Annotated in this window: 21 protein-coding genes; 12 read left to right on the top strand and 9 right to left on the bottom strand. The window is 66.2% G+C overall.

The genetic code is table 11. The features are described from left to right. Window positions 1-92: 92 nt before the first annotated feature. Genes codA through codB form a run of 3 tightly spaced genes read right to left on the bottom strand, consistent with a single transcriptional unit; the run spans window position 93 to window position 3807 of the window. A complete protein-coding gene (gene codA, locus AC0J42_RS17020; RefSeq protein ID WP_473002609.1) occupies window positions 93-1334 on the bottom strand; it encodes a cytosine deaminase in 1242 nt (413 codons plus the stop codon). Beyond that, window positions 1331-2554, bottom strand: coding sequence for a PucR family transcriptional regulator (locus tag AC0J42_RS17015; protein WP_473002607.1), 1224 nt, complete (start codon window positions 2552-2554; stop codon window positions 1331-1333). Before AC0J42_RS17015 ends, codA begins: the two co-directional genes overlap by 4 nt. Then, window positions 2551-3807, bottom strand: a complete 1257-nt coding sequence (gene codB / locus AC0J42_RS17010) for a cytosine permease (RefSeq protein ID WP_473002606.1) — start codon at window positions 3805-3807, stop codon at window positions 2551-2553. The genes AC0J42_RS17015 and codB overlap by 4 nt, the downstream gene beginning before the upstream one ends. 260 nt (window positions 3808-4067) lie before the next feature. On the opposite strand from codB, the gene AC0J42_RS17005 reads away from it, so the two are divergent. Continuing rightward, a complete protein-coding gene (locus tag AC0J42_RS17005; protein ID WP_473002604.1) occupies window positions 4068-4280 on the top strand; it encodes a hypothetical protein in 213 nt (70 codons plus the stop codon). A 136-nt stretch (window positions 4281-4416) separates the two neighbouring features. Here the strand turns inward: AC0J42_RS17005 and AC0J42_RS17000 are convergent, their stop codons facing one another. Then, entirely contained in the window at window positions 4417-4746 is a 330-nt protein-coding gene (locus tag AC0J42_RS17000) for a hypothetical protein (protein WP_473002602.1), read from the bottom strand. 510 nt (window positions 4747-5256) lie between these two features. Further along, window positions 5257-5700 carry a hypothetical protein gene (locus tag AC0J42_RS16995; RefSeq protein WP_473002601.1) on the bottom strand — a complete coding sequence of 148 codons (444 nt, stop codon included), beginning with the start codon at window positions 5698-5700 and terminating at the stop codon, window positions 5257-5259. Between the two features lie 259 nt (window positions 5701-5959). Between AC0J42_RS16995 and AC0J42_RS16990 the strand changes: the two genes are divergently transcribed. Further along, window positions 5960-8161, top strand: a complete 2202-nt coding sequence (locus AC0J42_RS16990) for a TonB-dependent receptor (RefSeq protein ID WP_473002599.1) — start codon at window positions 5960-5962, stop codon at window positions 8159-8161. Window positions 8162-8308: 147 nt separating this feature from the next. On the opposite strand, the gene aceE is transcribed toward AC0J42_RS16990, so the two are convergent. Next, complete coding sequence (gene aceE, locus AC0J42_RS16985) at window positions 8309-10978, bottom strand: pyruvate dehydrogenase (acetyl-transferring), homodimeric type (RefSeq protein WP_473002598.1); 2670 nt, start codon at window positions 10976-10978, stop codon at window positions 8309-8311. 98 nt (window positions 10979-11076) lie between these two features. On the opposite strand from aceE, the gene AC0J42_RS16980 reads away from it, so the two are divergent. Continuing rightward, entirely contained in the window at window positions 11077-11517 is a 441-nt protein-coding gene (locus AC0J42_RS16980) for a MarR family winged helix-turn-helix transcriptional regulator (protein ID WP_473002596.1), read from the top strand. 21 nt (window positions 11518-11538) lie between these two features. On the opposite strand, the gene AC0J42_RS16975 is transcribed toward AC0J42_RS16980, so the two are convergent. Together AC0J42_RS16975 and bamA are read right to left on the bottom strand one after the other, a co-directional pair. Next, window positions 11539-13257: a tannase/feruloyl esterase family alpha/beta hydrolase gene (locus AC0J42_RS16975; RefSeq protein WP_473002595.1), complete on the bottom strand. Its 1719-nt coding sequence runs from the start codon at window positions 13255-13257 to the stop codon at window positions 11539-11541. Window positions 13258-13333: 76 nt separating this feature from the next. Beyond that, window positions 13334-15700: an outer membrane protein assembly factor BamA gene (gene bamA, locus AC0J42_RS16970; protein WP_473002594.1), complete on the bottom strand. Its 2367-nt coding sequence runs from the start codon at window positions 15698-15700 to the stop codon at window positions 13334-13336. Window positions 15701-15924: 224 nt separating this feature from the next. Between bamA and AC0J42_RS16965 the strand changes: the two genes are divergently transcribed. The 8 genes from AC0J42_RS16965 to AC0J42_RS16930 all read left to right on the top strand — a co-directional run bounded on the left by AC0J42_RS16965 (window position 15925) and on the right by AC0J42_RS16930 (window position 24420). Beyond that, entirely contained in the window at window positions 15925-16608 is a 684-nt protein-coding gene (locus tag AC0J42_RS16965; RefSeq protein WP_416424731.1) for a response regulator, read from the top strand. After that, the gene (locus AC0J42_RS16960; protein WP_416424730.1) at window positions 16605-17858 is read left to right on the top strand and encodes a HAMP domain-containing sensor histidine kinase; all 1254 of its coding nucleotides are present in this window, start codon (window positions 16605-16607) and stop codon (window positions 17856-17858) included. The genes AC0J42_RS16965 and AC0J42_RS16960 overlap by 4 nt, the downstream gene beginning before the upstream one ends. Window positions 17859-17987: 129 nt before the next feature. Further along, window positions 17988-18194, top strand: coding sequence for a hypothetical protein (locus tag AC0J42_RS16955; RefSeq protein ID WP_473002593.1), 207 nt, complete (start codon window positions 17988-17990; stop codon window positions 18192-18194). After that, window positions 18191-18604: a hypothetical protein gene (locus AC0J42_RS16950; RefSeq protein WP_473002592.1), complete on the top strand. Its 414-nt coding sequence runs from the start codon at window positions 18191-18193 to the stop codon at window positions 18602-18604. The genes AC0J42_RS16955 and AC0J42_RS16950 overlap by 4 nt, the downstream gene beginning before the upstream one ends. A gap of 161 nt (window positions 18605-18765) precedes the next feature. Then, window positions 18766-20112, top strand: a complete 1347-nt coding sequence (locus AC0J42_RS16945; protein WP_473002591.1) for an MFS transporter — start codon at window positions 18766-18768, stop codon at window positions 20110-20112. A 93-nt stretch (window positions 20113-20205) separates the two neighbouring features. Then, window positions 20206-21453, top strand: a complete 1248-nt coding sequence (locus tag AC0J42_RS16940) for an OprD family porin (RefSeq protein WP_416424726.1) — start codon at window positions 20206-20208, stop codon at window positions 21451-21453. Between the two features lie 59 nt (window positions 21454-21512). Then, a complete protein-coding gene (locus tag AC0J42_RS16935) occupies window positions 21513-21920 on the top strand; it encodes a protein-tyrosine phosphatase family protein (protein ID WP_416424725.1) in 408 nt (135 codons plus the stop codon). A gap of 868 nt (window positions 21921-22788) precedes the next feature. Then, on the top strand, window positions 22789-24420 hold the full coding sequence (locus tag AC0J42_RS16930) for a methyl-accepting chemotaxis protein (RefSeq protein ID WP_473002590.1): 1632 nt from the start codon (window positions 22789-22791) through the stop codon (window positions 24418-24420). A 73-nt stretch (window positions 24421-24493) separates the two neighbouring features. Here the strand turns inward: AC0J42_RS16930 and AC0J42_RS16925 are convergent, their stop codons facing one another. Then, window positions 24494-25024 (bottom strand): RrF2 family transcriptional regulator, encoded by a 531-nt coding sequence (locus AC0J42_RS16925; RefSeq protein ID WP_416424723.1) that lies wholly within the window; start codon window positions 25022-25024, stop codon window positions 24494-24496. A gap of 162 nt (window positions 25025-25186) precedes the next feature. Here AC0J42_RS16925 and AC0J42_RS16920 point away from each other — a divergent pair, with 162 nt between their 5' ends. Continuing rightward, a complete protein-coding gene (locus AC0J42_RS16920; protein WP_473002589.1) occupies window positions 25187-26389 on the top strand; it encodes an NAD(P)/FAD-dependent oxidoreductase in 1203 nt (400 codons plus the stop codon). The last annotated feature ends 38 nt before the right edge of the window (window positions 26390-26427 follow it).

The raw sequence follows: 26427 nt of genomic DNA, 5'->3' as shown, positions 1-26427 counted from the left end.
CTGGCTTGCCAGCGAGCTTTTCGGGCTTCAACAGCTCGCTGGCAAGCCAGCTCCCACAACAAGCAAGGCCGCGTCAGCGGCGTCGTGGTCGGTCAGGCAACATTGAACTCGACGCGTTCGGGCACCCGTGTCATCAACACTTTGCCTGCGCGAATCGACACCCGCGCCTTGGCCTGGCGCCGCACTGCCTCGTAATCACTTTCCGCGTCCAGGATCACCAGGTTCGCCGGGCGCCCCACCTCGATGCCGTAGCGCTCGCCCAGGTGCATGGCGCGGGCGCTGTTGTCGGTCACCAGGTCCAGGCTGCGGGCCAGGTCCTCGAAGCCCATCATGTGGCAGATGTGCAGGCCGGCATCCAGCACGCGCAGGATGTTGCCGTTGCCCAGCGGGTACCAGGGGTCCTTGATCGAGTCCTGGCCGAAGCACACGTTCAGGCCGGCGCGGTCCAGCTCGGCCACGCGGGTGACGCCGCGGCGCTTGGGGAAGGTGTCGAAGCGGCCCTGCAGGTGGATGCTTTCGGTGGGGCAGGAGACGAAGTTGAGGCCCGACAGCTTGAGCAGGCGGAACAGCTTGGAGCAGTAGGCGTTGTCGTAGGAACCCATGGCCGTGGTGTGGCTGGCGGTGACCCGGCTGCCCATGCCGCGCACCCGGGCTTCTTCGGCCAGCACTTCGAGGAAGCGCGAGTGCGGGTCGTCGGTCTCGTCGCAGTGCACGTCCACCAGGCAGCCGGTGCGCTCGGCCAGGTCCATGAGGAACTTGATCGAGCTGACGCCCTGGTCGCGGGTGTTCTCGAAGTGCGGGATGCCGCCGACCACGTCGGCGCCCATCTCGATGGCCTGCTCCATCAGCGCGCGGCCGTTGGCGAACGACTCGATGCCTTCCTGGGGGAAGGCGACGATCTGCAGGTCGATCAGGTGGCGGGCTTCCTCGCGCACTTCAAGCATGGCTTTGAGCGCGCCCAGGGTAGGGTCGGTGACGTCGATGTGGGTGCGCACGTGCTGGATGCCGTGCTCGGCGAGCATGCGAATGGTGGTGTGGGCGCGCTGCTTGGTGTCTTCGTGGGTGATGGTGGCCTTGCGTTGGCCCCAGCGCTCGATGCCTTCGAACAGGGTGCCGCTCATGTTCCATTCCGGCTCGCCGGCGGTGAGGGTGGCGTCCAGGTGAATGTGCGGCTCCACCAGCGGCGCGATCAGCAGCTGGCCGCGGGCGTCGATGTCGTCGCCGCTGGCGGCGCGCAGGCCGGGTTGTGCGCTGATGGCGCTGATGCGCGCGCCGTCGCAGGTCACGGTAAACAGGCCCTGGCGTTTGCGCAGGGTGGCATTGATGATGTTCATGGGCGGTCCTGTAGCTGGGCCTCGGCCATGCGCCATACCAGCAGCGCGACCGAAGCGTTCATGCGGAAAAGGGGATCGTCGAGCGACTGCTCGCTGAGCTGTTCGATGCGTTGCAGCCGTTGGTTGAGGGTGTTGCGGTGGATGCCCAGGCGTTGGGCGGCCTTGAGGGCGTTGCCGTTTTCCTGCAACAGCGCGTCCAGGGTGTGCAGCAGGGTCTGCGGTTGCTTGCGTCCGGGCTCTTGCAGCGGGCCCAGGGTCTGGCGCACGAAGGTGTCGATGATGCGCCGGTCGGGGATGGCCTGCAGCAGGCGCAGCACCCCCAGTTCGTTGAAGTCGCAGAGGCCGTGGGCCGGGCGCAGCTGCTCGGCCACCTCCAGCGCCTGGCGCGCTTCGCCCAGGGCCTGGCGGTACTGGCCGGGGTCGTGGACCACGGTGGACAGGCCCATGAACAGTGTCATGGGCGCGCTCATGCCCAGCAGGTCGCGGTACAGGGGCGCCAGCTGGCTGCGCGGGTCGAGGTCGCCGGCCAACAGCAGCACCAGCAAGTCACCCTGGCTGACCACCGGCAACGGTAGCGGGTGCGCGTTGTTCCAGGCCTCCAGCTGGTCCTCCAGCGCCTGGCGGCAGTGCTGCAGCTGGCGCTCGGCCTCGGGCGGCGGGCTGTGGGCGAACACCGCGGCCTGGTTCGACAGGCGCATCACCAGCACCCGCCGTGGGCCGTCCAGGGGCACCTGCAGGTGGGCGGCGCGCTGGCGTACGATGGCAAGGCCCGGGTAGTCGCCGCTCAGCAGCTGGCCGAGGATGTCGTGGCGCGAGCGGCGCACCTGGGCCATCTGCACCAGCGACGTGCCGATCAAGTGCGTGACGATGACCATCTTCAGCGCGTACGGCTGTTCGATCAGTGGCACCCCCAGCGCCTCGGCCAGTGCCACCACCGACGCCGGAATGCGGCGGATGAACGCCTCGCCGGTGAGAATCACCAGCCCGGCGATGGCGCAGCGCTCGCCCTCGCGCACCAGGCGCAGCAGGTTGGCCTCATCGCGGGGCAGGTTGATGCCGGTGACGAATACCAGCTCGCCGCCCATCACCCAGTCGGCGATGCCTTCGTTCTCGGCCACGTACGACCAGCGCACGCTGCGGTGGCACTGGCGGGCGCCGGCGCGCAGGGCCATGGCCTCCAGGCCCGGCAGCGCCAGAATCTGTTCAACGGTAAGGCTCACGTTTCCTCCTGCAGGTAGGGGCGGCGCTGGCCGCCCAGTTGCAACAGCAGCCAGTAGCAGCCGGCCGAAGCGGCAATGCCCACCAACGGCGCGATCCAGGGTGATGCGTATGCAGCTACCGCCCCCACGGCGTAGGCGCCCAGCCCAGCCAGGTTATAGCGCGGCAGGCGGGCGTCCGCCAGCCGCGGGTAGCGGCCACGGTGGCGGCACCAGAAGTCGGCCATGATCACCCCGCCAATGGGCGGGATAATCGAGCCCAGCAGGATCAGGAAGGGGATCAGCAGCTCATACATGCCCCCGATTGCCAGCACCACGCCGACGGCGGCGGCCACCAGGGTCATGGTGCGCCGGCGTTCGCTGCGCAGCAGGTGGCAGCTGGCGGCGGCGACGTTGTAGATGGTCGGGCCCTGGATGGTCCACAGGTTCAGGCACAGCATCACCACGGCGGCGAACGACAGGCCCTGCAGCATCATCACCTCGACGATGTCGGCCTGCTGGTAGACGATGGCGCACCAGGCCCCGGCGACGATCATCAGGCCGTTGCCCACCAGGAAGCTGAGCACGCTGGCGACCACCGCAATGCGCCCGCTGCGCGCCAGGCGCGTCCAGTTGGTGGCCTGGGTGGCGCCGCTGGCGAAGGTGCCGAAGACCATGGTGATGGCGGCCGAGACGCTCATGGCTTGCTGCGGCAGCACCGCGCTCAGGCCCTGCCAGCCGCCGATGGTGCGCGTGGCAATGACCATCGACACCACCAGCAGAATGAACATCAGCGGCACCGACAGCCGCGACAGCACGTCCAGGCCCTTGTAGCCCACCAGCGCCGTGAGGCAGAAGCCGAAGCCGAACAGCACCATCAGCGGCGTGGTCAGCCCCTGGCTCAGGCCCAGCAGTTTCACCAGCACGATGGCCACCGTGGCGGTGCCCCAGGCGTACCAGCCCAGCTCGGCGAAGCCCAGCAGCACATCGGAAAGCCGGCTGCCGGCCTCGCCAAAGCAGAAGCGCCCCATCAGCACGGTGTTCAGCCCGCTGCGCGCGGCGATCAACGCCAGGGCCGCGGCGTAGATTGCCAGCAGGCTGTTGCCGATGAAGGCGATCCACAGCATGTCGCTGACGCCGAAGGCCATCCCCAGCTTGCCGCCGGCGAACATGGTGCCGGTGAAGAAGGTGAAGCTGAACAGCACCATGGCGATGGACAGCAGGCCCTTGCGCCCCTGGGGCGGGGCTTCGCTCAAGGGGAAATCGGTTGCGCTCATTGTTGTGCTCCGCAGGCAGGCAGTGAAGGGATGGGCCTGGGCGGAGCAAGTTGCGGGCCACTGCGCAAAGCAGGGCAGAGGTGCTGGTGGTAAGTGTTCACTGTGCACAGTCTTGTTGGTTTTATTGTACGGGTGGTGTGCATCGTGCCTCAAAAGGTGGCGTGGCTGCACCTGTTTCGACCTTCGGCTGCTGGACGAACGCCGGGCGCGTGGTTAACGTGTGGAAAATCCTGAACACAAGAACAAAGGGAATCACACGGATGAGAGAACAGCACAAGCCAGAACCGCCCCGGGCGGCGCGGCCCTTTCTGGGCGCGGGGATCTTCCTGCTGACGTTGCAGGTGCTGTGCAGTGTGTGCGAACGCCATCACTGGGGCCTGGCGGTGGTGGGGGCGCTGCTGGCCACCGGGGTGTGGGGGTATGGCGAGTGGCAGGCGCTGCGCCGCGAGCGGCAGCAGGGGTGGCAGGCGTAAAGCCGTGACGCCGCCTGGCGAATAATCACCGTAGCCGCTGCCGCAGGCTGCGCTGGCCTCGAACCACGCTGGAGATCTCCAGTGTACTCAAGGCCCAGCGCAGCCTGGCGGCAGCGGCTACAGGGCGGTGTCCTGCTTAGCAGTAGCGGTCGATCACCTGGACCTGCGCCGCTTGCCGCGCCTCGGGCCATTGGGCCTCAAGGGTGTGCAGCACGCGCCCCAGGAACTCGCGGTCGGCCGCTGCCTTGCGGCCGATGTAGCCCTGGCCGCGGCGGTAGGTGCGCAGGCGGGCGCGCATGCTCGGCTTGCTCTGTTCGAATTCGGCTTCGCCGGCATGGCGGGCCATTGCGTCGATATGAACTTCGCCCGATGCGCAGACCCACAGGATGTGGCTGTCCAGCGTGTCTTTGCGCGATGCGAACAATTGAGCCAGTTCTTCAATGGTCGGTTGATTGTTCAAGTTCATGATGTAAGTCCCCTCGACTGTTATTTCTATTGTCTGTGTTGAGTTCAAACATGGCCCCCAATCGGCCACTCCACGGTGCTGCAAGGCAAACAAGCCGGTTGCAAATGGCGCGGGGTTGATGTGTGTAGCGTTGATGGAAAGTGGCTACAGCAGGGAGGAAGGCGCGACGAATCAGGAAGATCACGGACGACAGTACTGCAGTCAGCCACAAGCATCTTGAGATCGTCTCGCCGGCCTGGTGCCCCATACGGGCGACCTGCCGGTCAGCTTTTCATCAATCTGCCTTGTGGGCAGTACACATCACGCAACCGGACGACGGCTTGTCGCCAGGCTTTGACACCCTTTGCCTTGGCTCCCGATCGGGGAGACAGCTTCACTATGCAAGGCGCCGTGCAGGGCGTCAACACCTTTTGTAGTGATTTTTTACTGGCACTACATGATTGTTGGCGGGGGCCTTTGTTTATAAGGGGTTGAGCCGAAAAGGCGACTTGGTGGCTTGGAAATGACTGATCAGTCAGCAGGTTGTGGGGCAGGGGCCACTGTAGCCGGGGCCGGCAGAAGCGGGAGCGGAGGCATGGGGTGGACCGATTTTCCCAGTTGGAAAGCGGCCAGCATGTTGGAGGTCAGTGAGGCGTTGAACGAGGCGACCCCCAGCACGATCGCAATGGTTGCGGTGACGGCGGTCACCAGGATGGTGGTGCGCAGCGAGCTGAAGCCGGTGCGCATTTCCACGGCCATGTCGCGCACCTCGCCGGTCAGGGCTTCCAGTTGCTTGTCGCGAATTGCCTGGCCTTCGTAATAGCGCTGGTCGCGCTCGGCCTGCAGCAGCAGGAAATTGTCGAACCGGGCATGGGTGGCGTCGGCCTTGGCAATGGAGGCATTGACGCGGGCGTCCATGCGCGCCTCGATGGCCTCGATTTTCGCGTCGAATACGTCTCGTGATACCGCGCTCATCGTGAGGGTTCCCCGGAATAACTCCTTGTGAGCGGTCCATTATCCGCCGCCCGCTTCAGGAGTCCAGCGCTGCGCCGGGCTACTTTGTAACCCCCGGTGAGCCAACTGTGTAACGCATCTGTGACCAAATGTCATCCGCAAATGAGATGTATATCTAATTGATAAGTAATATCATTAACGTGTGAGGCACATTGCCTCTACCCAGCGCACCCGAAGCTCTGCCCCGCGCTCGTCACCATTCCCCTCCGCAGGACTGATCATGCTCCCACCTGTTTGCCAAGGCGTTCCGTTCCGGCCCACGATGCTCGCACTGCTGTGCTCGCTGGCCATGACGGCGCAGGCGGCCACTGTCACCAACTCGCAGGATGCGACCGCCAAGCAGGGTGATGGCACCCTGCAGTTGAGCGACGTCAACATCGCTGCGCAGTCGCTGACTGCCGCGCCTTCGCTGCCCCCGGTGTACGCCGGCGGCCAGGTGGCACGGGGCGCGCAGATGGGCGTGCTGGGCAACCAGGACATCATGGACACGCCGTTCACCAGCACCGCCTACACCTCGGAGCTGATCGAGAACCAGCAGGCCGAGAACATCGGCGACGTGCTGCTCAACGATTCCTCCGTGCGCCAGGCCTCGGGCTATGGCAACCAGTCCCAGGTGTTCATGATCCGCGGCCTGCCGCTGGCCACCGATGACATCTCCTTCAACGGCCTGTACGGCATGCTGCCGCGGCAGATCATTTCCACCGACGGCATCGAGCGCGTGGAAGTGTTCCGTGGCCCCAGCGCCTTCACCAACGGCATCACCCCCACCGGCACTGGCCTGGGCGGTTCGGTCAACCTGCAGCCCAAGCGTGCCGACGATACTCCGCTGCGCCGCCTGACCACCGACATCAGCGACAACGGCCGCGTGGGCGAGCACCTGGACCTGGGCCAGCGCTTTGGCGAGGACAACCAGTTCGGCGCCCGCGTGAACCTGGCCCAGCGCAGCGGCAACACCGGCGTCGATCACGAAAGCCAGAGCGAGCAGGTGTTCACCGCAGGCCTGGACTACCGCGGCGACAAGCTGCGCCTGTCCGCCGACTTCGGCTACCAGAAGGAAGCCATCGACGGCGGCCGCAACTCGGTGTTCCTGGGCAGTGCCACCAAGGCCCCCAAGGCGCCATCGTCCACCAGCAACGCCAACGCCAAGTGGGCCAATACCACGCTGGAAGACACCTACGGCATGCTGCGTGGCGAGTACGACCTCAACGACAACTGGACCGCCTACGCCGCCGGTGGCTACAAGCACACCCGCGAGAACGGCCGCTATTCCTCGGTGACCCTGACCGACAACGTCGGCGACGCCAACGTCACCGGTTCCACCATTCCCCACGACGAAGACAACACCAGCTTCTCGGCGGGCCTGAACGGCACGTTCCAGACCGGCGCAGTCAGCCACCGCCTGAACCTCGGCATGGCCGATATCTGGGCCCAGCAACGCAGCGCCTACGATTTCGACCTGATCGGCGAAGCCTCGAACATCTACCACCCGGTGGCCACCGCCAAGCCTTCCTACGACTACCCCGGCGGCGACCTCAGCGACCCGGGCATCACCGGCAAGACCTTCAACCGCAGCCTGGCCGCCTCTGACACCGTCGGCTTGCTCGACGACCGCGTGCTGGTCACCGCCGGGCTGCGTCGCCAGCAGCTGGTGGTCGAGGGCTACGACTACAACAGCGGCGCGCGCGACGCCAACTACGACAAGGAAATTACCACCCCGGTGTTCGGCCTGGTCATCAAGCCGTGGGAGCACGTGTCGTTCTACGCCAACCGCATTGAAGGCCTGGCTGCGGGCGACACCGCGCCAGATACCGCCAGCAACCGCGGCCAGACCTTCGCGCCCGGCCGCACCAAGCAGGTGGAGGCGGGCGTCAAGGTGGACATGGGCACCTACGGCGCCACCCTGGGCGTGTACCGCATCGAGGAGCCTACCGCCGGCTACACCAACAGCGCCTTGCTGTACGTGCAGGACGGTACCCAGATCAACAAGGGCGTGGAGTTCAATGCCTTCGGCGAGCCGGTGCAGGGCTTGCGCATCCTGGGCGGCGTGACGGTGATGAAGACCCGTGTCGAGGACACTCAGAACGGCACCAACGACGGCAACCGCGCCATCGGCGTGCCGACCTTCCAGCTCAACGCCGGCATCGACTGGGACGTGCCGGGCCTGGAAGGCGTGTCGCTGAACGGGCGCATGCTGCGCACCGGCGGCCAGTACGCCGACGCGGCGAACACCATCAGCCTGCCGACCTGGAACCGCTTCGACGCCGGCGCGCGGTACGGCTTCAAGGTGGACGAGCGTGACGTGACCTTGCGGGCCACGATGGAAAACGTGTTCAACAAGGACTACTGGGCCTCGGCCCAGGGCGGCTACCTGACCCAGGGCGAGCCGCGGGTGATGAAGTTGTCGGCGACCGTCGATTTCTGATCCAGCAAGCCCTTAGCGGCACAGGAATACCCGTAGCCGCTGCCGTCAGGCTGCGCTGGCCCTTGGGTACACTGAAGATCTTCAGTGTGGAGGTGGGCCAGCGCAGCCTTCGGCAGCGGCTACAGGGTGTTGTAGCAACTGCCGCAATCAAACACTGGCGGGGTCGGTCTTCTCGGGATCGATCCGCAACGCCGCCAGCGCCTGCGCCACCACTGCGCGCGCCACCATTCCCTCATCCGCCAACGCCTTCAACGCCGCCAGCACCACGAACTGACGGTCCACCTCGAAGTGCCGGCGCAACGCCTCGCGGGTGTCCGACTGGCCGAAGCCATCGGTGCCCAGCGCCACGAACCGACGCCCGTCGACGAAGGGGCGGATCTGGTCGGCGAAGATCTTCATGTAGTCAGTGGCCACCACCACCGGCCCTTGCCGGCCCGCCAGGCAGGCCTGCACGTGGCAGCTGCGCGGCGCAGCTTCGGGGTGCAGCAGGTTCCAGCGTTCCACCGCCTGGCCCTCGCGGCGCAGCTCGGTGAGGCTGGTGGCGCTCCACACGTCGCTGGCCACGCCGTAGTCGCGGGCCAATATCTCGCCGGCCGCCAGCACCTCGCGCAGGATGGCGCCGCAACCCATCAGTTGCACATGGGGCGTGCCGGTGGCGGGCGGGGTGCTGGACAGGTTGTACAGGCCCTTGAGAATGCCGTCCTCCGCGCCCTCGGGCAGGTCGGGGTGGGCGTAGTTTTCGTTGAGCAGGGTGATGTAGTAGTACACGTCCTCGTGGTCGACGAACATGCGGCGCATGCCGGCGTGGATGATCACCGCCAGCTCGTAGGCATAGGTAGGGTCGTAGGCCACGCAGCAAGGAATGGTGGCGGCCAGCACGTGGCTGTGGCCGTCGTCGTGCTGCAGGCCTTCGCCCATCAGCGTGGTGCGCCCCGAGGTGGCGCCCAGCAGGAAGCCGCGTGCGCGGGCGTCACCCGCGGCCCAGGCCAGGTCGCCGATGCGCTGGAAACCGAACATCGAGTAGTAGATGTAGAAGGGCAGGGTGGCCACGCCGTGGTTGGCGTAGGCGGTGCTGGCGGCGATCCATGACGACATGGCGCCAGACTCGTTTAGGCCCTCCTGCATGATCTGGCCGTCCTTGCTCTCCTTGTAATAGCTCAGCTGGCCGGCGTCCTGGGGCGTGTACAACTGGCCCACGTGGGAGTGAATGCCGATCTGGCGGAACAGGCTCTCCATGCCGAAGGTGCGTGACTCGTCGGGCACGATGGGCACCACGCGCGGGCCCACCTGCGGGTCCTTGAGCAGGGTGCCGAGCAGGCGCACGAAGGCCATGGTGGTGGAGATTTCCCGTTCGCCGGTGCCCTTGAGCTGCGCGCCGAAGCTGGCCAGGGGCGGGATCGCCAGCGGTTCGACCTGGGCGTGGCGGGCGGGCACGTGGCCGCCCAGCTCGCTGCGGCGCGCCTGCAGGTAACGGGCTTCCTGGCTGTCGGGCTCGGGCTTGAGGTAGGGCAGCGCCGCCACCTGTTCATCCGACAGGCTGAGCTGGAAGCGGTCGCGGAACGCCTTCAGCGCCTCCAGGCCCATTTTCTTCTGCTGGTGGTTGATGTTCTGCCCTTCGCCGGCCTCGCCCATGCCGAAGCCCTTGACGGTCTTGGCCAGGACCACCGTGGGCGCGCCCGTGTGGCGCATGGCCGCGGCGTAGGCGTTGTAGACCTTGTGCGGGTCGTGGCCACCGCGCGACAGCTTCCAGATCTCGTCGTCGGACATGTCCGCCACCAGCGCCAGCAGCTCGGGGTACTTGCCGAAGAAATGCTCGCGCACGTAGGCGCCGTTCTGCGATTTGTAGTTCTGGTAGTCGCCGTCCACGCACTCCATCATGCGCTGGCGCAGCAGGCCGCTGCGGTCCTTGTCCAGCAGGCGGTCCCAGCCGCTGCCCCAGATCACCTTGATCACGTTCCAGCCAGCGGCGCGGTACAGGCTTTCGAACTCCTGGATCACCTTGGCGTTGCCGCGCACCGGGCCGTCCAGGCGTTGCAGGTTGCAGTTGACGACGAAGATCAGGTTGTCGAGCTTCTCGCGGCCGGCCAGGGAAATGGCCGCCAGCGACTCGGGCTGGTCCATCTCGCCGTCGCCCAGGAACGCCCACACCTTGCGGCCCTGGTGCTGGCTGAGCGCGCGGTTTTCCAGGTAACGCATGAAGCGCGCCTGGTAGGCGGCGGTGATCGGCCCCAGGCCCATGGACACCGTGGGAAACTGCCAGAAGTCGGGCATCAGCCGTGGGTGGGGGTAGGAGCTGATGCCGTCGCGGTCGCTTTCGCGGCGGAAATTGTCCAGCTGTGCCTCGCTGAGGCGGCCTTCCAGAAAGGCGCGGCCGTAGATACCGGGCGAGGAGTGGCCCTGGATGTACACAAGGTCGCCGCCAAACGTGGCGGTGCGGCCGCGGAAAAAGTGGTCGAAACCCACGTCGTACAGCACCGCGGCCGAGGCGTAGCTGGCAATGTGGCCGCCCACTCCCGAGTGCTTGCCGGCGCGCAGCACCATGGTCAGCGCGTTCCAGCGGATCAGCGCGTTAAGGCGTTTTTCGATGCCCAGGTCGCCGGGGTAGGGCCGCTCGCGGTCGGGGGCGATGGTGTTGACATAGGGCGTGGCCACCCGGCCATGAAAGTCGCCGTGGCGCGCCACGTCGAAATCCAGCAGTTGGTCGATCAGGTAATGGGCGCGGGGGCGGCCCTCCACGTCCAGCACCGACTCCATCGATTCCAGCCACTCACGGGTCTGCTGGGGGTCCTTGTCCAGAAACCTCGATTGCTCGCTCATCACGCCTCCTGGTGTTTTGATTGCAAATGCAATTACATTCAATCTAGCGCCGGCTAGCGTACAATTGCAACTACATTTCCCCTGCTTCAGGAGTCGCCATGGCCCAGGGCCAAGCAGATCTTTGGTTCAACTTCGTGCGTGCGCACCGCTCGCTGATCCGCGAGATAGAGCGGCGCCTGGCCGCCGAGCAGCTGCCGGCCTACGCCTGGTACGACGCGCTGTGGGGGATAGAAAGCGGCCCCGAAGGGCAGCGGCGCATGCATGAGCTGGCCGATGTGATGGTGATAGAGCGCTACAACCTGACACGGCTGGTGGACCGCCTGGAGGCCGAGGGCCTGGTGCAGCGGCGCCGCGCCGAAGGCGATGGCCGTGGCGCCACGGTGGGCATCACCGACAAGGGCCGGGCGCTGCGCCAGCGCATGTGGAGGGTGTACGAGGGGGCGGTGAAGGCGCTGTTCCTGAGCCAGTTCGCCCCCGACGAGGCCGAGCGGTTCGCCCAGGCGCTGGAGGGCGCGCGGCTGGCGGCGAACGGGCCGTGACGCGGCCTGTGGGAGCTGGTGTTACATCGGTTTGTATGGGGTGAAGAAATCAGCGCCCAGCCAGGCCGGCGTCGGCGTGCTGTCGATTGGGCCGCCACGGTGGTAGCTGGCCGCCAGCCGCGGGTCGCCGCTGCCGTTGTACACCGCCACGTAGGGGAAGGGGTACAGCGGCCGAGTGCGGCCGGCGTTGGCCTGGTCGGCGGCGGTTGCCGTCAGGCTCATCGGGCCCATGGGCGGCCGCTGGCCTTTCAGTGCGCCGGGCGGCGGCGCCATGGGCGCGCCGAAGCCCTGGGCCTTGGGCGTGGCCTGGGTGGTGAGGATCATCTCCGGCGCCTGCTGGCGCTCCACCCAACTCATCATCGGCGTCAGCAGGTCCAGCTGGCTGGGGCCTTCGCCGCCGCTGCAGTGGTGCACGCCGGGCAGCAGGTACAGGCGCTCGAACGCTTCGCTGCGGGCCTCGCCCATCTGTTTACGCAGGGCCTGGTGGTAGGCCAGGCTGTTGAGCGGCGAGATGTGCGGGTCGGCCCAGCCGTGCCAGATGATCAGCTTGCCGCCACGCTGGGCGAACGCCGACAGGTCGGGGTTGGTGGCGTCGTACAGCGGGTGCAGGGCGCGCAGTTGCTCGAAGGTGGCCGTGTCGAAGCGGGCATCGGCGAGCGTCAGGGTGCGCGTGGGGTTGCTGGCGAAGCTGACGTTCTGCAGCGCGTCCAGGGCAATTTTCTGGCTGAAGATCGGCTGGTCGGCCGACATCGGCACGAACACCCCGGCCCAGGCCAGTTCCGAGCCCGGCTGCGGGCCGCCAATGGTCAGGCGCTGGCCAGTGGCGGGGTCGCGGGGGCCGTCGTAGAGCTTGCGCACGGCGCCCACTTCGGCGGCGGTCAGGCAGGTGTCGGGCGCTTGCCCGGCCTTGCACTGGATGCTGGCGGGGTCGAAGTGGCAGCTGCGTGGGTCGCTGATCAGCCGGTCCACCTGGCCGTCCTGGGCGTCGCACTGCGCCAACACCGCTTCATGCAGCAGGTTCAGGCGGCTGGCCACCAGGATCGCCTTGCCGTCCGCGCCTTCGTTGGCCCGGGCCTGCCAGGCGTGGTACAGCGCGTTCTGCACCTGGAAGTTCAGCGCGGCGGCGCCGGCAATGATGCCGTCGAAGTCCTCGGGGTAGCGCTGCGCCTCCATCAGCGCCTCGCGGCCGCCGTCCGAGCAGCCGTTGAAATAGGCGTACTGCTGGGGTTGGCCGTAGAAGGCCTTGATCAGCTGTTTCGCCACCAGGGCGGTGAGGTGCTGGCTGCGGTAGGCGAAGTCGACGCGCTTCTGCGGGTCCTGGCCGAACGCGCTGCTGTTGCCCTCGTGGCCCATGTCGGTGGCGGCGGTGACGAAGCCGCCGCTGTCCAGCGGCAGGCAGCCTTGGGCGGCGCCTATCTGGGTGGCGATGTTGCCGCACAGGCCGCCGCAGCCTACCTGCAGGTAGCGCTGGGTCCAGGTGCGGGTGGGCAGGCTGACACGGAAACCGATGCTGGGGGCCAGGGTGCCTTCTACCACGCAATGGCTGATGCCGTTGTCGGTGGTTTCGCGGGCGCTGGTGATGTGGCTGCCGGCGCCACCCAGGGCGGTGAGGTCCTGGGTTTGCAGGGCGGCGCAGGTCTGGGTGGGTGGCACCACGGGGAGGGTGGCGATGGCTTGGGCGGCGTGGGCGCTGCCGGTCAGTAGCAGCGCCAGCAGGGCGGCGATCGGGAACGTCTTCATGACAGGGTCCTGGAAAGTGGCGGACGCGGCCTGCGGCCGCTGCTACGGCGAATCCGCAGGCCGCGTCATGAAGGGCTTAGAACGTCTGGCCCAGGGAGAACTGGAACACCTGCGCCTCGGAGCCGCTCGGGCTGCGCACCGGCAGCGCCAGGCTGAAGGTCAGCGGGCCCAGCGGCGAGTACCAGGTAGCGCCGACGCCGAGCGAGGCGGCCATTTCGCTGAGGCTCACGTTGCCGCAGTTCTGTGTGGTGGAAAGGTAGCACTTGTCCGAGTACACGGTGCCGAAGTCCCAGAAAATAGAGGTCTGCAATGACTTCTGGTCCTTGATGAACGGCATCGGGAACAGGTACTCGGCGCCACCGGTGATGAGGATGTTGCCGCCCAGGGAGTCGGTGCTGCGGTCCGAGTAGTACTCCTGGCCCATGGACGAGTAGGCGCCGGTGGCCGGGGTGCTGCGCGGGCCCAGGGTGCCGCTCTTGAAGCCGCGCACGCTGCCTTCGCCGCCGGCGGTGTAGTTCTCGTAGAACGGCAGGCCGTCGGTGGAACCGTAGCCGTTGCCGTAGCCCAGCTTGGTGTGCAGGCGAATCGAGGTGGTGTTGCTCATGGGCAGGAACGTCTGCCCGTTGTAGTCGACCTTGTAGAAGGCCAGGTCACTGCCCGGCACCGTGGCCATCAGGCTCAGGCTCTGGGAGTGGCCGCGGTTGGCCAGCACGCCGCGGTTGAGGGTCGACTCCGACCAGCCCACGCTGGCCTTGAGGTTGGTGAAGCTCTCGCCGTTGCGCTGGATGAAGTCGTAGATTTCGTCGGCGCTGTAGGTGCCCGGGCTGATGTCGTCGTGCTGCAGCGTCAGGCCGTAGGTCAGGCGCGTGGTTTCGCTGATCGGGTAGCCGAAGGTCATGCCGGCGCCGTAGCTGTTGATCGAGTAGTACGACACGCCATCGCTGTAGTAGTCGTTGTAGTCGGTCTTGTTGTAGAACAGGTTGTAGCCCAGGCTGACGCCGTCGGGCGTGAAGTAGGGGTTGGTGTAGGCCAGGTTGTACTTGGTCTGGTACTCGGACTTGGTCAGGCCGATGCTGGCGTAGTTGCCGGTGCCCAGGAAGTTGCTCTGGGTGATGGAGCCGCCCAGGATCAGGCCGGCGCTCTGGGCGAAGCCGACGCTGGCGGTGATCGAGCCCGAGGCCTGTTCTTCCACGCTGTAATTGACGTCGACCTGGTCGTCCTTGCCGGGCACGGCAGGGGTTTCCACGTTCACGGTCTTGAAGTAGCCCAGGCGCTCCAGGCGCGTCTTGGACTGGTCGATCAGGTAGGTCGAGGCCCAGCCGCCTTCCATCTGGCGCATCTCGCGGCGCAGCACCTTGTCGTCGGTCTTGGTGTTGCCGACGAAGTTGATGCGGTCGACGTAGGCACGCTTGCCGGGGGCGACCATGAAGGTGATATCGACCGTGTGGTCGTCATCGTGGGTTTCCGGCACGCCGTTGACGTTGGCGAAGGTATAGCCCTCGTTGCCCAGGCGGCGGGTGATCAGCTCACTGGTGGTGGTCATCAGCTTGCGCGAGAACACCTGGCCTTTCTGCACCAGCAGCAGCGCCTTGACCTGGTCTTCGGGGGCCTTCAGCTCGCCCGACAGCTTCACGTCGCGCACGGTGTAGCGCTGGCCTTCGTTGATGTTGACGGTGATAAACACGCTTTTCTTGTCCGGGCTGATGGACACCTGGGTGGAGGTGATGTCCATGTTGATGTAGCCGCGGTCCAGGTAGTACGAGCGTAGCTTCTCAAGGTCGCCGGAGAGTTTTTCGCGGGCGTACTTGTCGTCGTTCTTGAAGAACGACAGCCAGTTGGTGGTCTTGAGCGTGAACTGGTCGGTCAGGTCCTGCTCGGAGAACACCGTGTTGCCCACCACGTTGATGTGCTTGATGGCGGCCACGCTGCCTTCGTCGATCTTGATCTTCAGGCTCACGCGGTTGCGCGGCTGCGGCACTACCTGGGCGTCGACCGTGGCCGTGTAGCGGCCCTGGGCCACGTACTGGCGCTGCAGCTCGTTGCGCACGCCCTCCAGGGTGGCGCGCTGGAAGATCTCGCCTTCGGCCAGGCCCGACTGCTTGAGGCCCTTCATCAGGTCCTCGGTGCTGATGGCCTTGTTGCCTTCGATCTCGATGGACGAGATGGACGGGCGCTCCACCACGTTGATGATCAGGATGGTGCCATCGCGGCTCAGGTTGATGTCCTGGAAGAAGCCGGTCTTGAACAGCGCGCGGGTGGACTCCACCAGGCGGCGGTCATCGGCGTCATCGCCGACGTTCAAGGGCAGGGCACCGAAAACGCTGCCGGCAGACACCCGTTGCAGGCCGTTGACACGAATATCGGAAATCTTGAACGCTTCGGCATGCACCAGCGTGGCGTTGGCCACCAGTACAACCGAGCAGAGCAGGCGCGACAAATTCATCAGGACAGGTTCCAGGACGCTTCGACAGACAGCCCAGGCGCACCGCCGGGGCTCGCGGTGAGGCAAGGCGCCACGCGGTCGCTTGGCTTGGGGGGTGAAGCATAAAAGGCCGGGAAGTTCGGTGCGGTTAACCCAATGTCAAGTTAGGTAAAGGTTGCGCAAGTTGCGGTGACGGCAAAGGGGTCTACGGTGATAATCGACCGATACCCATTCAAGAGTGCGCCATGATTTCCGTATTGCTGGTCGACGATGACGAGGAGCTGACCGAGATGCTCGCCGAGTATCTGGAGCGTGAAGGCTTCCACGCCACCGCGGTGCACACCGGCGAGGAGGGCGAGGTGCAGGCGCTGTCGGGGCGCTACAGCATCGTCGTGCTCGACGTGATGCTGCCGCGGCTGTCGGGCATCGAGGTGCTGCGGCGCATTCGCGCCAGCAGCCAGGTGCCGGTGCTGCTACTGACCGCCCGCGGCGACAACATCGACAAGATCACCGGCCTTGAACTGGGTGCCGACGACTACGTGCCCAAGCCCAGCTCGCCGGGCGAACTGGTGGCGCGCCTGCGCGCCATCATGCGCCGCGTGCAGCCCCAGGACGCGCCGCCCAGCGACACCCTGCGCTCCGGCCCGCTGGTACTCTGGCCGGGCAAGCGCCAGGCCAGCTGGCAGGGCGCCGCGCTGGACCTGACCAGCACCGAGTTCAGCCTGCTGGAAGAGCTGGCGCGCCACGCCGGCCAAGTGGTGAGCAAGCAGAACCTGTCGCTCAACGCCCTGGGCCGACCCCTGACCCGCTATGACCGGCGTATCGACGTGCACATCAGCAGCATCCGCCAGAAACTGGGCCCGCGGCCCGACGCCAAGGCCTGGATACAGAGCGTGCGCGGCCTGGGCTACCTGTTGATCGCCGAATGATCAGGCCCAGCCGGCTGTTCTGGAAGCTGTTCCTGGCGTTCTGGCTGGCCACCACCCTGACCTTCGTGGTGGGCTTGGCCATCCTGCTGCTGGGGCGCTTCTTTCCCGGTGACCCGCAGATCGGCACGGTGTTCTTCAACACCCAGCACGTCATCGAACGCTTCGGCGTCGACGCCGGCAAGCCGTTGCTGACGGTGTGGGCTGATGACCTGCACGGCAAGCGCGTCGGCCTGTACGACCCGCAGGGCCGGTTGCTGGCCGGCAGCCCGGTGCCGGCCGACGCCTACAGCCTGGCCGTCACCGCCCGCGACGGCCAGGTGGTGACCCTGCGCGCCCCGGAAAACCCCGGTTCGCCGGAAGGCAAGGGCCCCAGCCACGCCATCCCGCTGGTGGTGGGCACCATCATGAGCGCGCTGTTCAGCTGGTACCTGGCCTATTACCTGGTGTGGCCGCTGGTGCACCTGCGCCGGGCCATGCGCAGCGTCGCCCAGGGCCGCTTCGACACCCGGGTGAAACCGAAGATGGGCCGGCGCCGCGACGAGCTGGTGGACCTGGCCGAGGACTGCGACCGCATGGCCACCCAGCTCAAGCTGCTGGTGGACGCCCAGCAGCACCTGCTGCACGACATTTCCCACGAGCTGCGCTCGCCGCTGACGCGCATGCGCGCCGCCATCGGCCTGCTGCTGCAGAGCCCCGAGCGCCTGGAAATGCTCGGGCGCATCGAGCGCGAGTCGGAACGCATCGACATCCTCATCGAGGAACTGCTGACCCTGGCCCGCGTCCAGGGCCGCCCGGAGAGCCTGGACAGCGAGCGCCTGGACGTCACCGAACTGCTGGCCGATATCGTCGAGGATGCGCAGTTCGAAGCCGGCATGAAAGATTGCCAGGTGCAGCTGGAAGCTCCCACGGCGTTTGTCAGCCGGGTCAGTGGCGAGCTGTTGTACCGCTGCTTCGAGAACGTGGTGCGCAATGCCGTGCGCTTCACTGCGCAGGGCAGCACCGTGCGGGTGGTGGCCTCGGTGGAAGCGGACTGCCTGAAGGTGCGCATCACCGACCAGGGCCCGGGCGTGGAAGCCCACCGCCTGCAGCGTATCTTCAACCCCTTCGAGCGCGGCAGCGACCAGGCGGGCTTCGGCCTGGGCCTGGCCATCGCCCAGCGCGCCGTGGAGCTGCACGGCGGGCGCATCAGCGCCAGCAACCTGGCCGAAGGTGGCCTGAGCGTGGCCATCCACCTGCCACGCCGGGCGTGAGGCGCATCTTTACCCAATATTACATCCCCTTGACCGCCTTTCACCCACGCCCCGCATAAGCTTTGCCCCGAGGCGCCAGTTGCGCATGAAGCGCCAGGCGCGACGCAGTTTTCTGCTTTCGAGGTAATGATGAAAGACTTGATACGCTCTGTCGGCTTGACCCTGCTACTGGACAAACGCGTGCGCGGCCCCTACGTGGCCGAAGTGATCTTCCCGGCGTTCACCAGCTATTGCGACTTCAACGTGGTGCAGGCCCAGGTGGCCAGCTACGCCTTTGCGTTCCAGCACCCGGTGGCCGTGCAGCTGCCGTGGCAGGCGGTGGAGGGCGCGCTGTGAAGCTCAAGCGCAAACTCAAGGCCCGGCCCAAACCCCTGGTCGAAGAAGTGCCGGTGGCCATCCAGGACGCCCTGCAGGACCAGCTGCGTGCCTACCTGGGCCCCGGTTTCACCCCAGTGCTGCTGGGCAGCGGCGGCCGTGACGGCTCCCAGCGCTACCACCTGCAGATCCACCACGACAAGAGTGGCCAGTTCCTGGAGCTGCACGGCGACTTCGACGGCCGCTGCGCCGAAGACATTTTCAAGGTCGCCCACCAGATGAAGACCCTGGTGCAGCCCCAGCCGCACAGCCTGGGCAGCAACGTCCGGCTGATCGCGCGGATCACCGACCTGCCATGCCCCGAGCCCCTCAAGGATGCCGCCCGCCGGCTCACTTCCCAGGAACGCCGCTTCCAGTTCGCCAAGGACTGAAAGCGGCACGGCCGTGCCAGCCCGATAAACAAATCACATACCTGCTTAACCAGAACCCGCAGGCGCGCCGCCCCCCAGTCGACGTACAGTCGCAGCCACTGCAACACCCGCTGGCCCGCAGAGGCCACGGCAACCTTACAAAAACAACAAGGTGAAACAACATGCGCAACGACTCCGTCGACATCAAAGGGTGGATCGACTCACGGCCCGTGGGCCGCTACCAGTGGCTGATCATGGCGCTGTGCTTTCTGGTGGTGGTGTTCGATGGCCTCGACGTGGCGGTGATGGGCTTTATCGCCCCCTCGCTCACTCAGGAATGGGGCCTGACCAAGGCTGCCTTCGGCCCGGTGATGAGCGCCGGTATGATCGGCCTGGCCATCGGCGCGCTGACCGCCGGCCCCTACGCCGACCGCCTGGGGCGCAAGCGAATCCTGCTGATTGCCGTCACCGGCTTCGCCGTGCTCAGCCTGGCCTGCGCCTTTGCCCGCAACCCCTGGGAACTGGCCGGCCTGCGCCTGCTGTCCGGCGTGGCCCTGGGCGCCGCCATGCCCAACACCACCACGCTGCTCAGCGAGTTCCTGCCCCAGCGCAACCGCTCGCTGTTCATCACCGTGATGTTCACCGGCTTCAACCTGGGCTCGGGTGGCGGTGGCCTGGTGGCCGCCTGGCTGATCCCGCTGCACGGCTGGCAGTCGGTGCTGCTGGTGGGCGGCCTGCTGCCCCTGGCGCTGCTGCCGTTCCTGTGGCTGCTGCTGCCCGAGTCGCCGCGCTTCCTGGCCAGCCGCAAGGCGCCGGCCGGTGACATCGCGCGGGTGCTGAACAAGCTGGGCGGCACCTTCGACGGCAACACCCGCTTCACCCTCAGCGAGCCGCCGGCGCAGGACAAGGCGCCGGTCAGCAAGCTGTTCACCGACACCTACCGTGCCGGCACCCTGGCCCTGTGGACCACCTACTTCATGGGCCTGATGGTGATTTACCTGACCATGGGCTGGCTGCCGACCCTGCTGCGTGACGGTGGCCTGCCCATCGAGCGCGCCGCCACCATCACCGGCCTGTTCCAGATCGGCGGCACCGTGGGCGCCATTGTCGTCGGCTGGATCATGGACCGTCGCAACCCCAACCGCGTCATCGCCACCTCCTATGCCCTGGGCGGTGCCTGCATCCTGCTGCTGGGTGCGTTCAGCCTGGAATCCAGCCTGCTGGCCGTGGGCGTGATCGCCGCCGGCTTCTTCATGAGCGGTGCGCAGACTGGCCTCAACGCCTTCGCCCCCGGCTACTACCCCACCGACTTCCGCGCCACCGGCGTCAGCTGGATGCTGGGCATCGGCCGCTTCGGCGCCATCTTCGGCTCGTTGATCGGCGGCGCCGTGCTGAGCATGGGCCTGAGCCTGCCGGCCCTGTTCGCCATGCTCGGCGTGCCGGCGTTCTTCGCCGCCGTGGCCATCCTGCTCAACGGCGTGGCCAAGCGCCGCGCCAGCCAGGCACTGGCTACCAGCCCCGCCGCCTGACACCCCCGCAACCTTTTCTGCTTCACCTCCGGCGCCCTGACAGCTCAGGGCGTGCGGAGCCCCCTTGCCCGAAGAAAATGGAAAACAATAACAATGAAAATGACCTTCAACCCGCGTTTCGTCAGCACCCTGGCCCTGATGGCCGCGTTGCCCCTGGACGGCATGGCCGAGGGCTTCCTCGATGACGCTACCGCCAACCTCAACCTGCGCAACTTCTACCTCAACCGCAACTTCACCAACCCAGGCTACGGCCAGAACCAGGCGGAGGAGTGGACCCAGAGCTTTATCCTCGACGCCCGCTCCGGCTTCACCCAGGGTGTGGTCGGCTTTGGCGTCGACGTGCTGGGCCTGTACTCGGTCAAGCTCAACGGCGGTGGCGGCACCGGTGGGTCGCAGCTGTTGCCGGTCGATCATGACGGCGACCCGGCGTCCACCTTCGGCCGCCTGGGGGTGGCGGGCAAGATGAAGATCAGCCAGACCGAGCTGAAGGTCGGCGAGTGGATGCCGGTGCTGCCGATCCTGCGCTCGGACGACGGCCGCTCGCTGCCGCAGACCTTCCAGGGCGGGCAGGTCACCTCCAAGGAAATTGAGGGCCTGACCCTGTACGGCGGCCAGTTCCGCCAGAACAGCCCGCGCAACGACTCGAGCATGACCGACATGAACATGCAGGGGAACACCACCGGCACCTCCGACCGCTTCAACTTCGCCGGCGGCGAGTACACCTTCAACGACAAGCACACCCTGGTGGGCGTGTGGAATGCGCAGTTGAAAGACATCTACCAGCAGCAGTACGTGCAACTGCTGCACAGCCAAAACGTCGGCGCCTGGACCCTGGGCGCCAACCTGGGCTACTTCTGGGGCAAGGAAGATGGCGCGGCGCTGGACGGCGACCTCGACAACCGCACCCTGTCCGGCATGTTCTCCGCCCGCTACGGCGGCGGCACGCTGTGGGTGGGCCTGCAGAAACTGACCGGCAAGAACGCCTGGATGCGCGTCAACGGCACCAGCGGCGGCACCCTGGCCAACGACAGCTACAACTCCAGCTTCGACAGTGCCCAGGAGCATTCCTGGCAGCTGCGTTACGACTACAACTTCGCCGCCCTGGGCATTCCCGGCCTGACCCTGATGAACCGCTACATCAGCGGCAGCAACGTGCACAGCGGCACCATCACTGACGGCAAGGAATGGGGACGCGAGAGCGAGATTGCCTACACCCTGCAAAGCGGCACCTTCAAGGACCTCAACGTGCGGTTGCGCAACTCCAGCATTCGCCGCGACTACAGCACCAACGAGTTCGACGAAAACCGCCTGATTGTCAGCTACCCATTGTCGCTGTTCTGACCGCGGGGCCCTGGTTGCGGTAACATGGGCGTTTTTCCAGCAATACGGAACTGCGCCCCATGGCCGCCACCCACAAGCAAGACAAACGCGCCGCCCGCGCCAAGACCAAGGCCAAGCAGAACCGCGTCAAGCGCGCCGCCGCCCCCGATGTGGAACTGGACCCCAACGACCAGCGCATCGACTTCGAATCGGTGGACCTCACCGAGCTGTTCAAGCTGATGCGTGATGCCGAGGCCAGCAGCCAGCTGGCGCTGTGCAAGGCGTTCCTGTCGCACCCGCTGCTGGTGCTGGTGTTCGAGCAGGAAGGCGAGGAGGGCGCCATGGACTTTATCCTCGCCGCCTTGTTGGAATACCGCCAATGGTCGGCCGGCGCCGATGAGGCGCAGGCGTTGGCGTGGATTGAATCGCCGCAGTTCCAGGCCGACTACGTTGCAGCCTCCGAGCAAATCGCGGCGGAAAACGCGTAAAACGCGCTATTTCAACCAACGCAATCGCGCCCTTGATCTTGATCCCGTGAGGCCGTTGATCTTGATTGTGTGCCCCGTAAAGCGCCAGGGCCGACTGGAGGCGTTGGCCAAGCGGTCCCTGGCGTAGCCAGGGAAGACGGAACCGGAGGCGCTTCTATTCCGGGCCGTCGGCCGCTTGGGCGACGCCGGAGGGAGGGGACCCGCAGCGAAGCGGAGGGACCAAGCAGGGGCAAGCCTTTTTTGGTTACTTTTTGAGGCGTTTGTCAAAAAGTGACCCGCCGTAAGGGCGGAAAGGTGATTGTGCATCAACTCCGGTAATGGATATGTTCACGGCCTTCGAATCTCGCTTCTGACGTTTCTGGATATATCCATTTTCGCGGGGCGACCACCGACCGTTTCGGCCTTACGCCGACTCACTTTTTGGCAGTCGCCCGGTGTGCCGGCCCAGCCAAAAAATAAGCAAAAAGGGCTTGCCCCTGCTTGGGCCCTCCGCTGCGCTACGGGTCCCCTCCTTCCGGCGCCGCTCAACGGGCAGACGGCACCCGCTATAGAAGCCTGCGGGTTACCGTCTCTTCGGCCTGCGGCCTCGGCCCTTCGGGCAGCCCGTTGATCGACGCCTCCAGTCGGCCCGGGCGCTTTACGGGGCATACAATCAAGATCAAAAGCCAGATCAACAGCAGATCACAAGCAGATCACAAGCAGATCACAAGCCAGATCACGCGCTTGAACGAGTGCACTTCATGTGCAGCTTCGCTGCACGGCATTTATGCCTAATACCGGACACCGGCACCTGGCCCCTTCATTTCCCGTCCCCCGCGCCGATGGCCTCTCAAAGGCCATAACAAAAACAATGCACGGAGTAGCGGACATGAACATGCGCAATCTTTCCATCAGCCGCCGTTTGTGGCTGATCCTGCTGGTGGCGGCGTTGATGCTGTGCGCCATGGCAGTGGCGATGGTCAGGCAGATCCACGATGACCTGTACGACGCCAAGGCGCAGAAGACCATGCACGTGGTGCAGACGGCCAGCGGCCTGCTGGATTACTACCACGGCCTGGAAACCGCCGGCACCCTGACCCGCGAGCAGGCCCAGGCGCAGGCCATGGTGGCAGTGGGCGGGCTGCGCTACAACCAGACCGATTACTTCTGGATCAACGACCTGCGCCCGGTGATGATCATGCACCCGGCCAACCCCAAGCTGAACGGCCAGGACCTGTCGGCCATCAAGGACCCGGACGGCGTCGAGGTGTTCAATGCCATGGTCGCGCTGGCCAAGGCCCAGGGCGCCGGGGTGGTGAATTATCGCTGGCCCAAGCCGGGCGCCAGCGCGCCGGTGGAGAAAACCTCGTACATCAGCCTGTTCGCGCCCTGGGGCTGGATCATCGGTTCGGGCGTGTACGTGGACGACGTCGAGGCCGAGTTCCATCAGCAGGTGCTGAAGGCCGCGGCCATCAGCCTGGGCATCATCCTGATCATGGCGCTGCTGGTGATTCTGATCGCGCGCAGCATCGTCCGCCCGCTGAACACCGCGGTGCAGGCCATGGCCAGTATCGCCAGCGGCGACAGCGACCTGACCCGGCGCCTGGAAGAGCAGGGCAACGACGAGGTCACCCAGCTGGCCCATCACTTCAACGCCTTCGTCGCCACCTTGCGCCAGGTGGTCAGCGACCTGCAGCAATCGGCCACGCGCCTGGGCCAAGCCTCCGGTGAGCTGGAGGTGGACGCCGACCAGGCGCAGGTGCGCAGCCAGCAGCAGTCGCAGCAGATGGAACTGGTGGCCACCGCGGTGAACCAGGTGACCTATGGCGTGCAGGACGTGGCCAAGAACGCCGAGCATGCGGCCAGCGAGATGCGCGACGCCGAATCCGAGGCCCAGCGCGGCCAGGCCAATATCGACAGCAGCCTGCGGCAGATCGACCAGTTGTCGGGCACCATCGGCCAGGCGGTGGAGGTGATTCGCACCCTGGCCAGCGAAAGCACGCAGATTGGCAGCGTGCTGGAGGTCATCAGCGCCATTGCCGAGCAGACCAACCTGCTGGCGCTGAACGCGGCCATTGAAGCAGCGCGGGCCGGGGAACAGGGCAGGGGCTTTGCGGTGGTGGCGGACGAGGTGCGGCTGCTGGCCCAGCGCACGCAGAAATCAACGGCGGAAATCCAGGCGATGATCGAGCGCCTGCAGCGTCATTCCGACGCTGCGGTGAAGGTGATCGGCGACAGCAGCCGTGCCTCCCAGCTCACCATCGAACAGGCCAACCTGGCCGGCCAGAGCCTGGCGTCCATCAGCCAGGCGCTGAACAAACTCAACGGCCTGAATGCCTCCATCGCCAGCGCCACGCTGCAGCAGTCCCACGTGGTGGAAGACATCAACCAGAACGTCACCCAGGCCGCCGAACTGTCCCGCCACGCGGCGCAGGCGGCGGAGCAATCCAACGGCGCCAGCGCGCAACTGAAAACCCTGAGCCAGCAGCTGGACAACGTGCTGCGCCGGTTCCGCGTGTAATACCTGTGGGAGCTGGCTTGCCAGCGAGTTTTTCGGGCCTCAAAAGCTCGCTGGCAAGCCAGCTCCCACAGGTTCAGGGCACTGATGTGACCTGAATCTTGCGGTCGCGCCGCTCATTGATCCACTCATCCACCTGCCCGCCAAATTCCGCCGGGGCCTTGCGCCCCACCTTGCGGGCCATGTCCAGGATGGTCTGCTGCGCCAGCGCCTCTTCCATGCGCTGCTGCGCCGTGAGCATCGCCCCGTGTACCGCGCAGCCACCTTCCAGCGCCCAGGCCGGCGGTTCGCCGTCGAACAGCGCGCAGCGGCCGCGGATTTCTCGGCAGTCGAAAATCAGCTTGCGCCCGTCGATGGCGTTGACCACGTCCAGCAGGCTGATCTCGTCCGCCGGCCGCGCCAGGCGGAAACCGCCGCGCACGCCTTCGGTGGCGGCCACCAGTTTTGCCTTCGCCAGCTTGGTAAAGATCTTTGCCAGGTAGTCCTGGGGCACGCCCTGCAGGTCGGCCAGGTCGCGCACGCTGGCTTCGCGGCTGTCGCCACCGGGGCCCACCAGGAAAATCAGGCAATGGATGCCGTATTCAACGCCCGCGCTGTAGAGCGACATGGTGGATCTCCGACTGAATGAGTCGCCATTCTAGCAATGCTCATGCAGCCCGGCAACGCAGCCTGTCCGATGGACGGGGGATTGCCAAATTAAACTACGACAAATATAGTCGCAGTTATCGAGGCGCACCCAGCCGCCTCCCTTGCCCCTCTGGAGCGCAGCATGCAACAGCACATCCTTATCCTTGGTGCCGGTTTCGGCGGTGTATGGACTGCCCTGGGCGCCACCCGCCTGTTCAACCAGCACGGCCACCACGACACCCGCGTCAGCCTGCTGGCGCCGCAGCCCGAGCTGCGCATCCGCCCGCGCTTCTACGAGCCCAACGCCCACCGCCTGGCGGCACCCATTGGTGAACTGCTGTACACCGTGGGCGTGGAGTTCATCCAGGGCGCGGCGCAGTCCATCGACGTGGCGCACAAGCTGGTGCGCTACACCGACGCCCACGGTGCCATCCAGGCGGTGAGCTACGACAAGCTGGTGCTGGCCACCGGCAGCGGCCTGGCGCTGCCCGACACCCCCGGCGTGGCGGCCCATGCGTTTGACGTCGACCAGATCGAGCAGGCCATGCGCCTGGAAGCGCACCTCAAGGGCCTGGCCAGCCAGCCTGCCAGCCGTGCGCGCAACACTGTGGTGGTGGCCGGCGGTGGTTTCACCGGCATCGAGACCGCTGCGGAAATGCCGGCGCGCTTGCGTGAAATCCTCGGCGCCGACGCTGCGGTGGAGGTGATCATCGTTGACCGCGGCGCGCAGGTGGGCGGCAGCATGGGCGCGCAGATCGCCGAATCCATCGCCCAGGCCAGCGACGAGCTGGGCGTGAGCTGGCGCCTGCAGGCGTCGGTGGTGGCGGTGGACGAGCAGGGCGTGACCCTCGACGACGGCCAGCGCATCGAGGCCAGCACGGTGATCTGGACCACCGGCGTGCGCGCCCACGGCCTGACCACCCAGGTCCCCGGCGAGCGTGATGCCCTGGGCCGCCTGCACGTGGACAGCAGCCTCAAGGTGATTGGCCAGGACGACATCTTCGCCACCGGCGACGTCGCCCACGCCGCCACCGACGACCTGGGCAACCACGCCCTGATGACCTGCCAGCACGCGATCATGCTGGGCCGTTTCAGCGGCTATAACGTCGCCGCCCAGGTGCTGGGCCTTGAGCCGCTGCCGTACCGCCAGCCCAAGTACGTCACCTGCCTGGACCTGGGCGCCTGGGGCGCGGTGTACACCGAGGGCTGGGACCGCCAGGTGAAACTGGTGCGCGAGGAAGCCAAGGCGCTGAAGACCCAGATCAACACCGTATGGATCTACCCGCCAGCCGCCGACCGCTACGCCGCCTGGGCCGCCGCCGACCCCCTGGTCCCGATCGCCTGACACTCCACCTCGTAGCAGCGGCCAAAGGCCGCGTCCCC

Source organism: Pseudomonas sp. Tav-5-1A (assembly GCF_055755055.1).
Note: the sequence above shows the minus strand (reverse complement) of the source record. Positions and strands in the feature narration are given on the sequence as shown.

Excerpts from the sequence above, each read along its gene's own strand:
- codA (WP_473002609.1), bottom strand. The coding sequence starts at position 1,334 with ATGAACATCATCAATGCCACCCTGCGCAAACGCCAGGGCCTGTTTACC.
- codB (WP_473002606.1), bottom strand. The coding sequence starts at position 3,807 with ATGAGCGCAACCGATTTCCCCTTGAGCGAAGCCCCGCCCCAGGGGCGC.
- AC0J42_RS17005 (WP_473002604.1), top strand. The coding sequence starts at position 4,068 with ATGAGAGAACAGCACAAGCCAGAACCGCCCCGGGCGGCGCGGCCCTTT.
- AC0J42_RS17000 (WP_473002602.1), bottom strand. The coding sequence starts at position 4,746 with ATGAACTTGAACAATCAACCGACCATTGAAGAACTGGCTCAATTGTTC.
- AC0J42_RS16995 (WP_473002601.1), bottom strand. The coding sequence starts at position 5,700 with ATGAGCGCGGTATCACGAGACGTATTCGACGCGAAAATCGAGGCCATC.
- AC0J42_RS16990 (WP_473002599.1), top strand. The coding sequence starts at position 5,960 with ATGCTCCCACCTGTTTGCCAAGGCGTTCCGTTCCGGCCCACGATGCTC.
- aceE (WP_473002598.1), bottom strand. The coding sequence starts at position 10,978 with ATGAGCGAGCAATCGAGGTTTCTGGACAAGGACCCCCAGCAGACCCGT.
- AC0J42_RS16980 (WP_473002596.1), top strand. The coding sequence starts at position 11,077 with ATGGCCCAGGGCCAAGCAGATCTTTGGTTCAACTTCGTGCGTGCGCAC.
- AC0J42_RS16975 (WP_473002595.1), bottom strand. The coding sequence starts at position 13,257 with ATGAAGACGTTCCCGATCGCCGCCCTGCTGGCGCTGCTACTGACCGGC.
- bamA (WP_473002594.1), bottom strand. The coding sequence starts at position 15,700 with ATGAATTTGTCGCGCCTGCTCTGCTCGGTTGTACTGGTGGCCAACGCC.
- AC0J42_RS16965 (WP_416424731.1), top strand. The coding sequence starts at position 15,925 with ATGATTTCCGTATTGCTGGTCGACGATGACGAGGAGCTGACCGAGATG.
- AC0J42_RS16960 (WP_416424730.1), top strand. The coding sequence starts at position 16,605 with ATGATCAGGCCCAGCCGGCTGTTCTGGAAGCTGTTCCTGGCGTTCTGG.
- AC0J42_RS16955 (WP_473002593.1), top strand. The coding sequence starts at position 17,988 with ATGAAAGACTTGATACGCTCTGTCGGCTTGACCCTGCTACTGGACAAA.
- AC0J42_RS16945 (WP_473002591.1), top strand. The coding sequence starts at position 18,766 with ATGCGCAACGACTCCGTCGACATCAAAGGGTGGATCGACTCACGGCCC.
- AC0J42_RS16940 (WP_416424726.1), top strand. The coding sequence starts at position 20,206 with ATGAAAATGACCTTCAACCCGCGTTTCGTCAGCACCCTGGCCCTGATG.
- AC0J42_RS16935 (WP_416424725.1), top strand. The coding sequence starts at position 21,513 with ATGGCCGCCACCCACAAGCAAGACAAACGCGCCGCCCGCGCCAAGACC.
- AC0J42_RS16930 (WP_473002590.1), top strand. The coding sequence starts at position 22,789 with ATGAACATGCGCAATCTTTCCATCAGCCGCCGTTTGTGGCTGATCCTG.
- AC0J42_RS16925 (WP_416424723.1), bottom strand. The coding sequence starts at position 25,024 with ATGTCGCTCTACAGCGCGGGCGTTGAATACGGCATCCATTGCCTGATT.
- AC0J42_RS16920 (WP_473002589.1), top strand. The coding sequence starts at position 25,187 with ATGCAACAGCACATCCTTATCCTTGGTGCCGGTTTCGGCGGTGTATGG.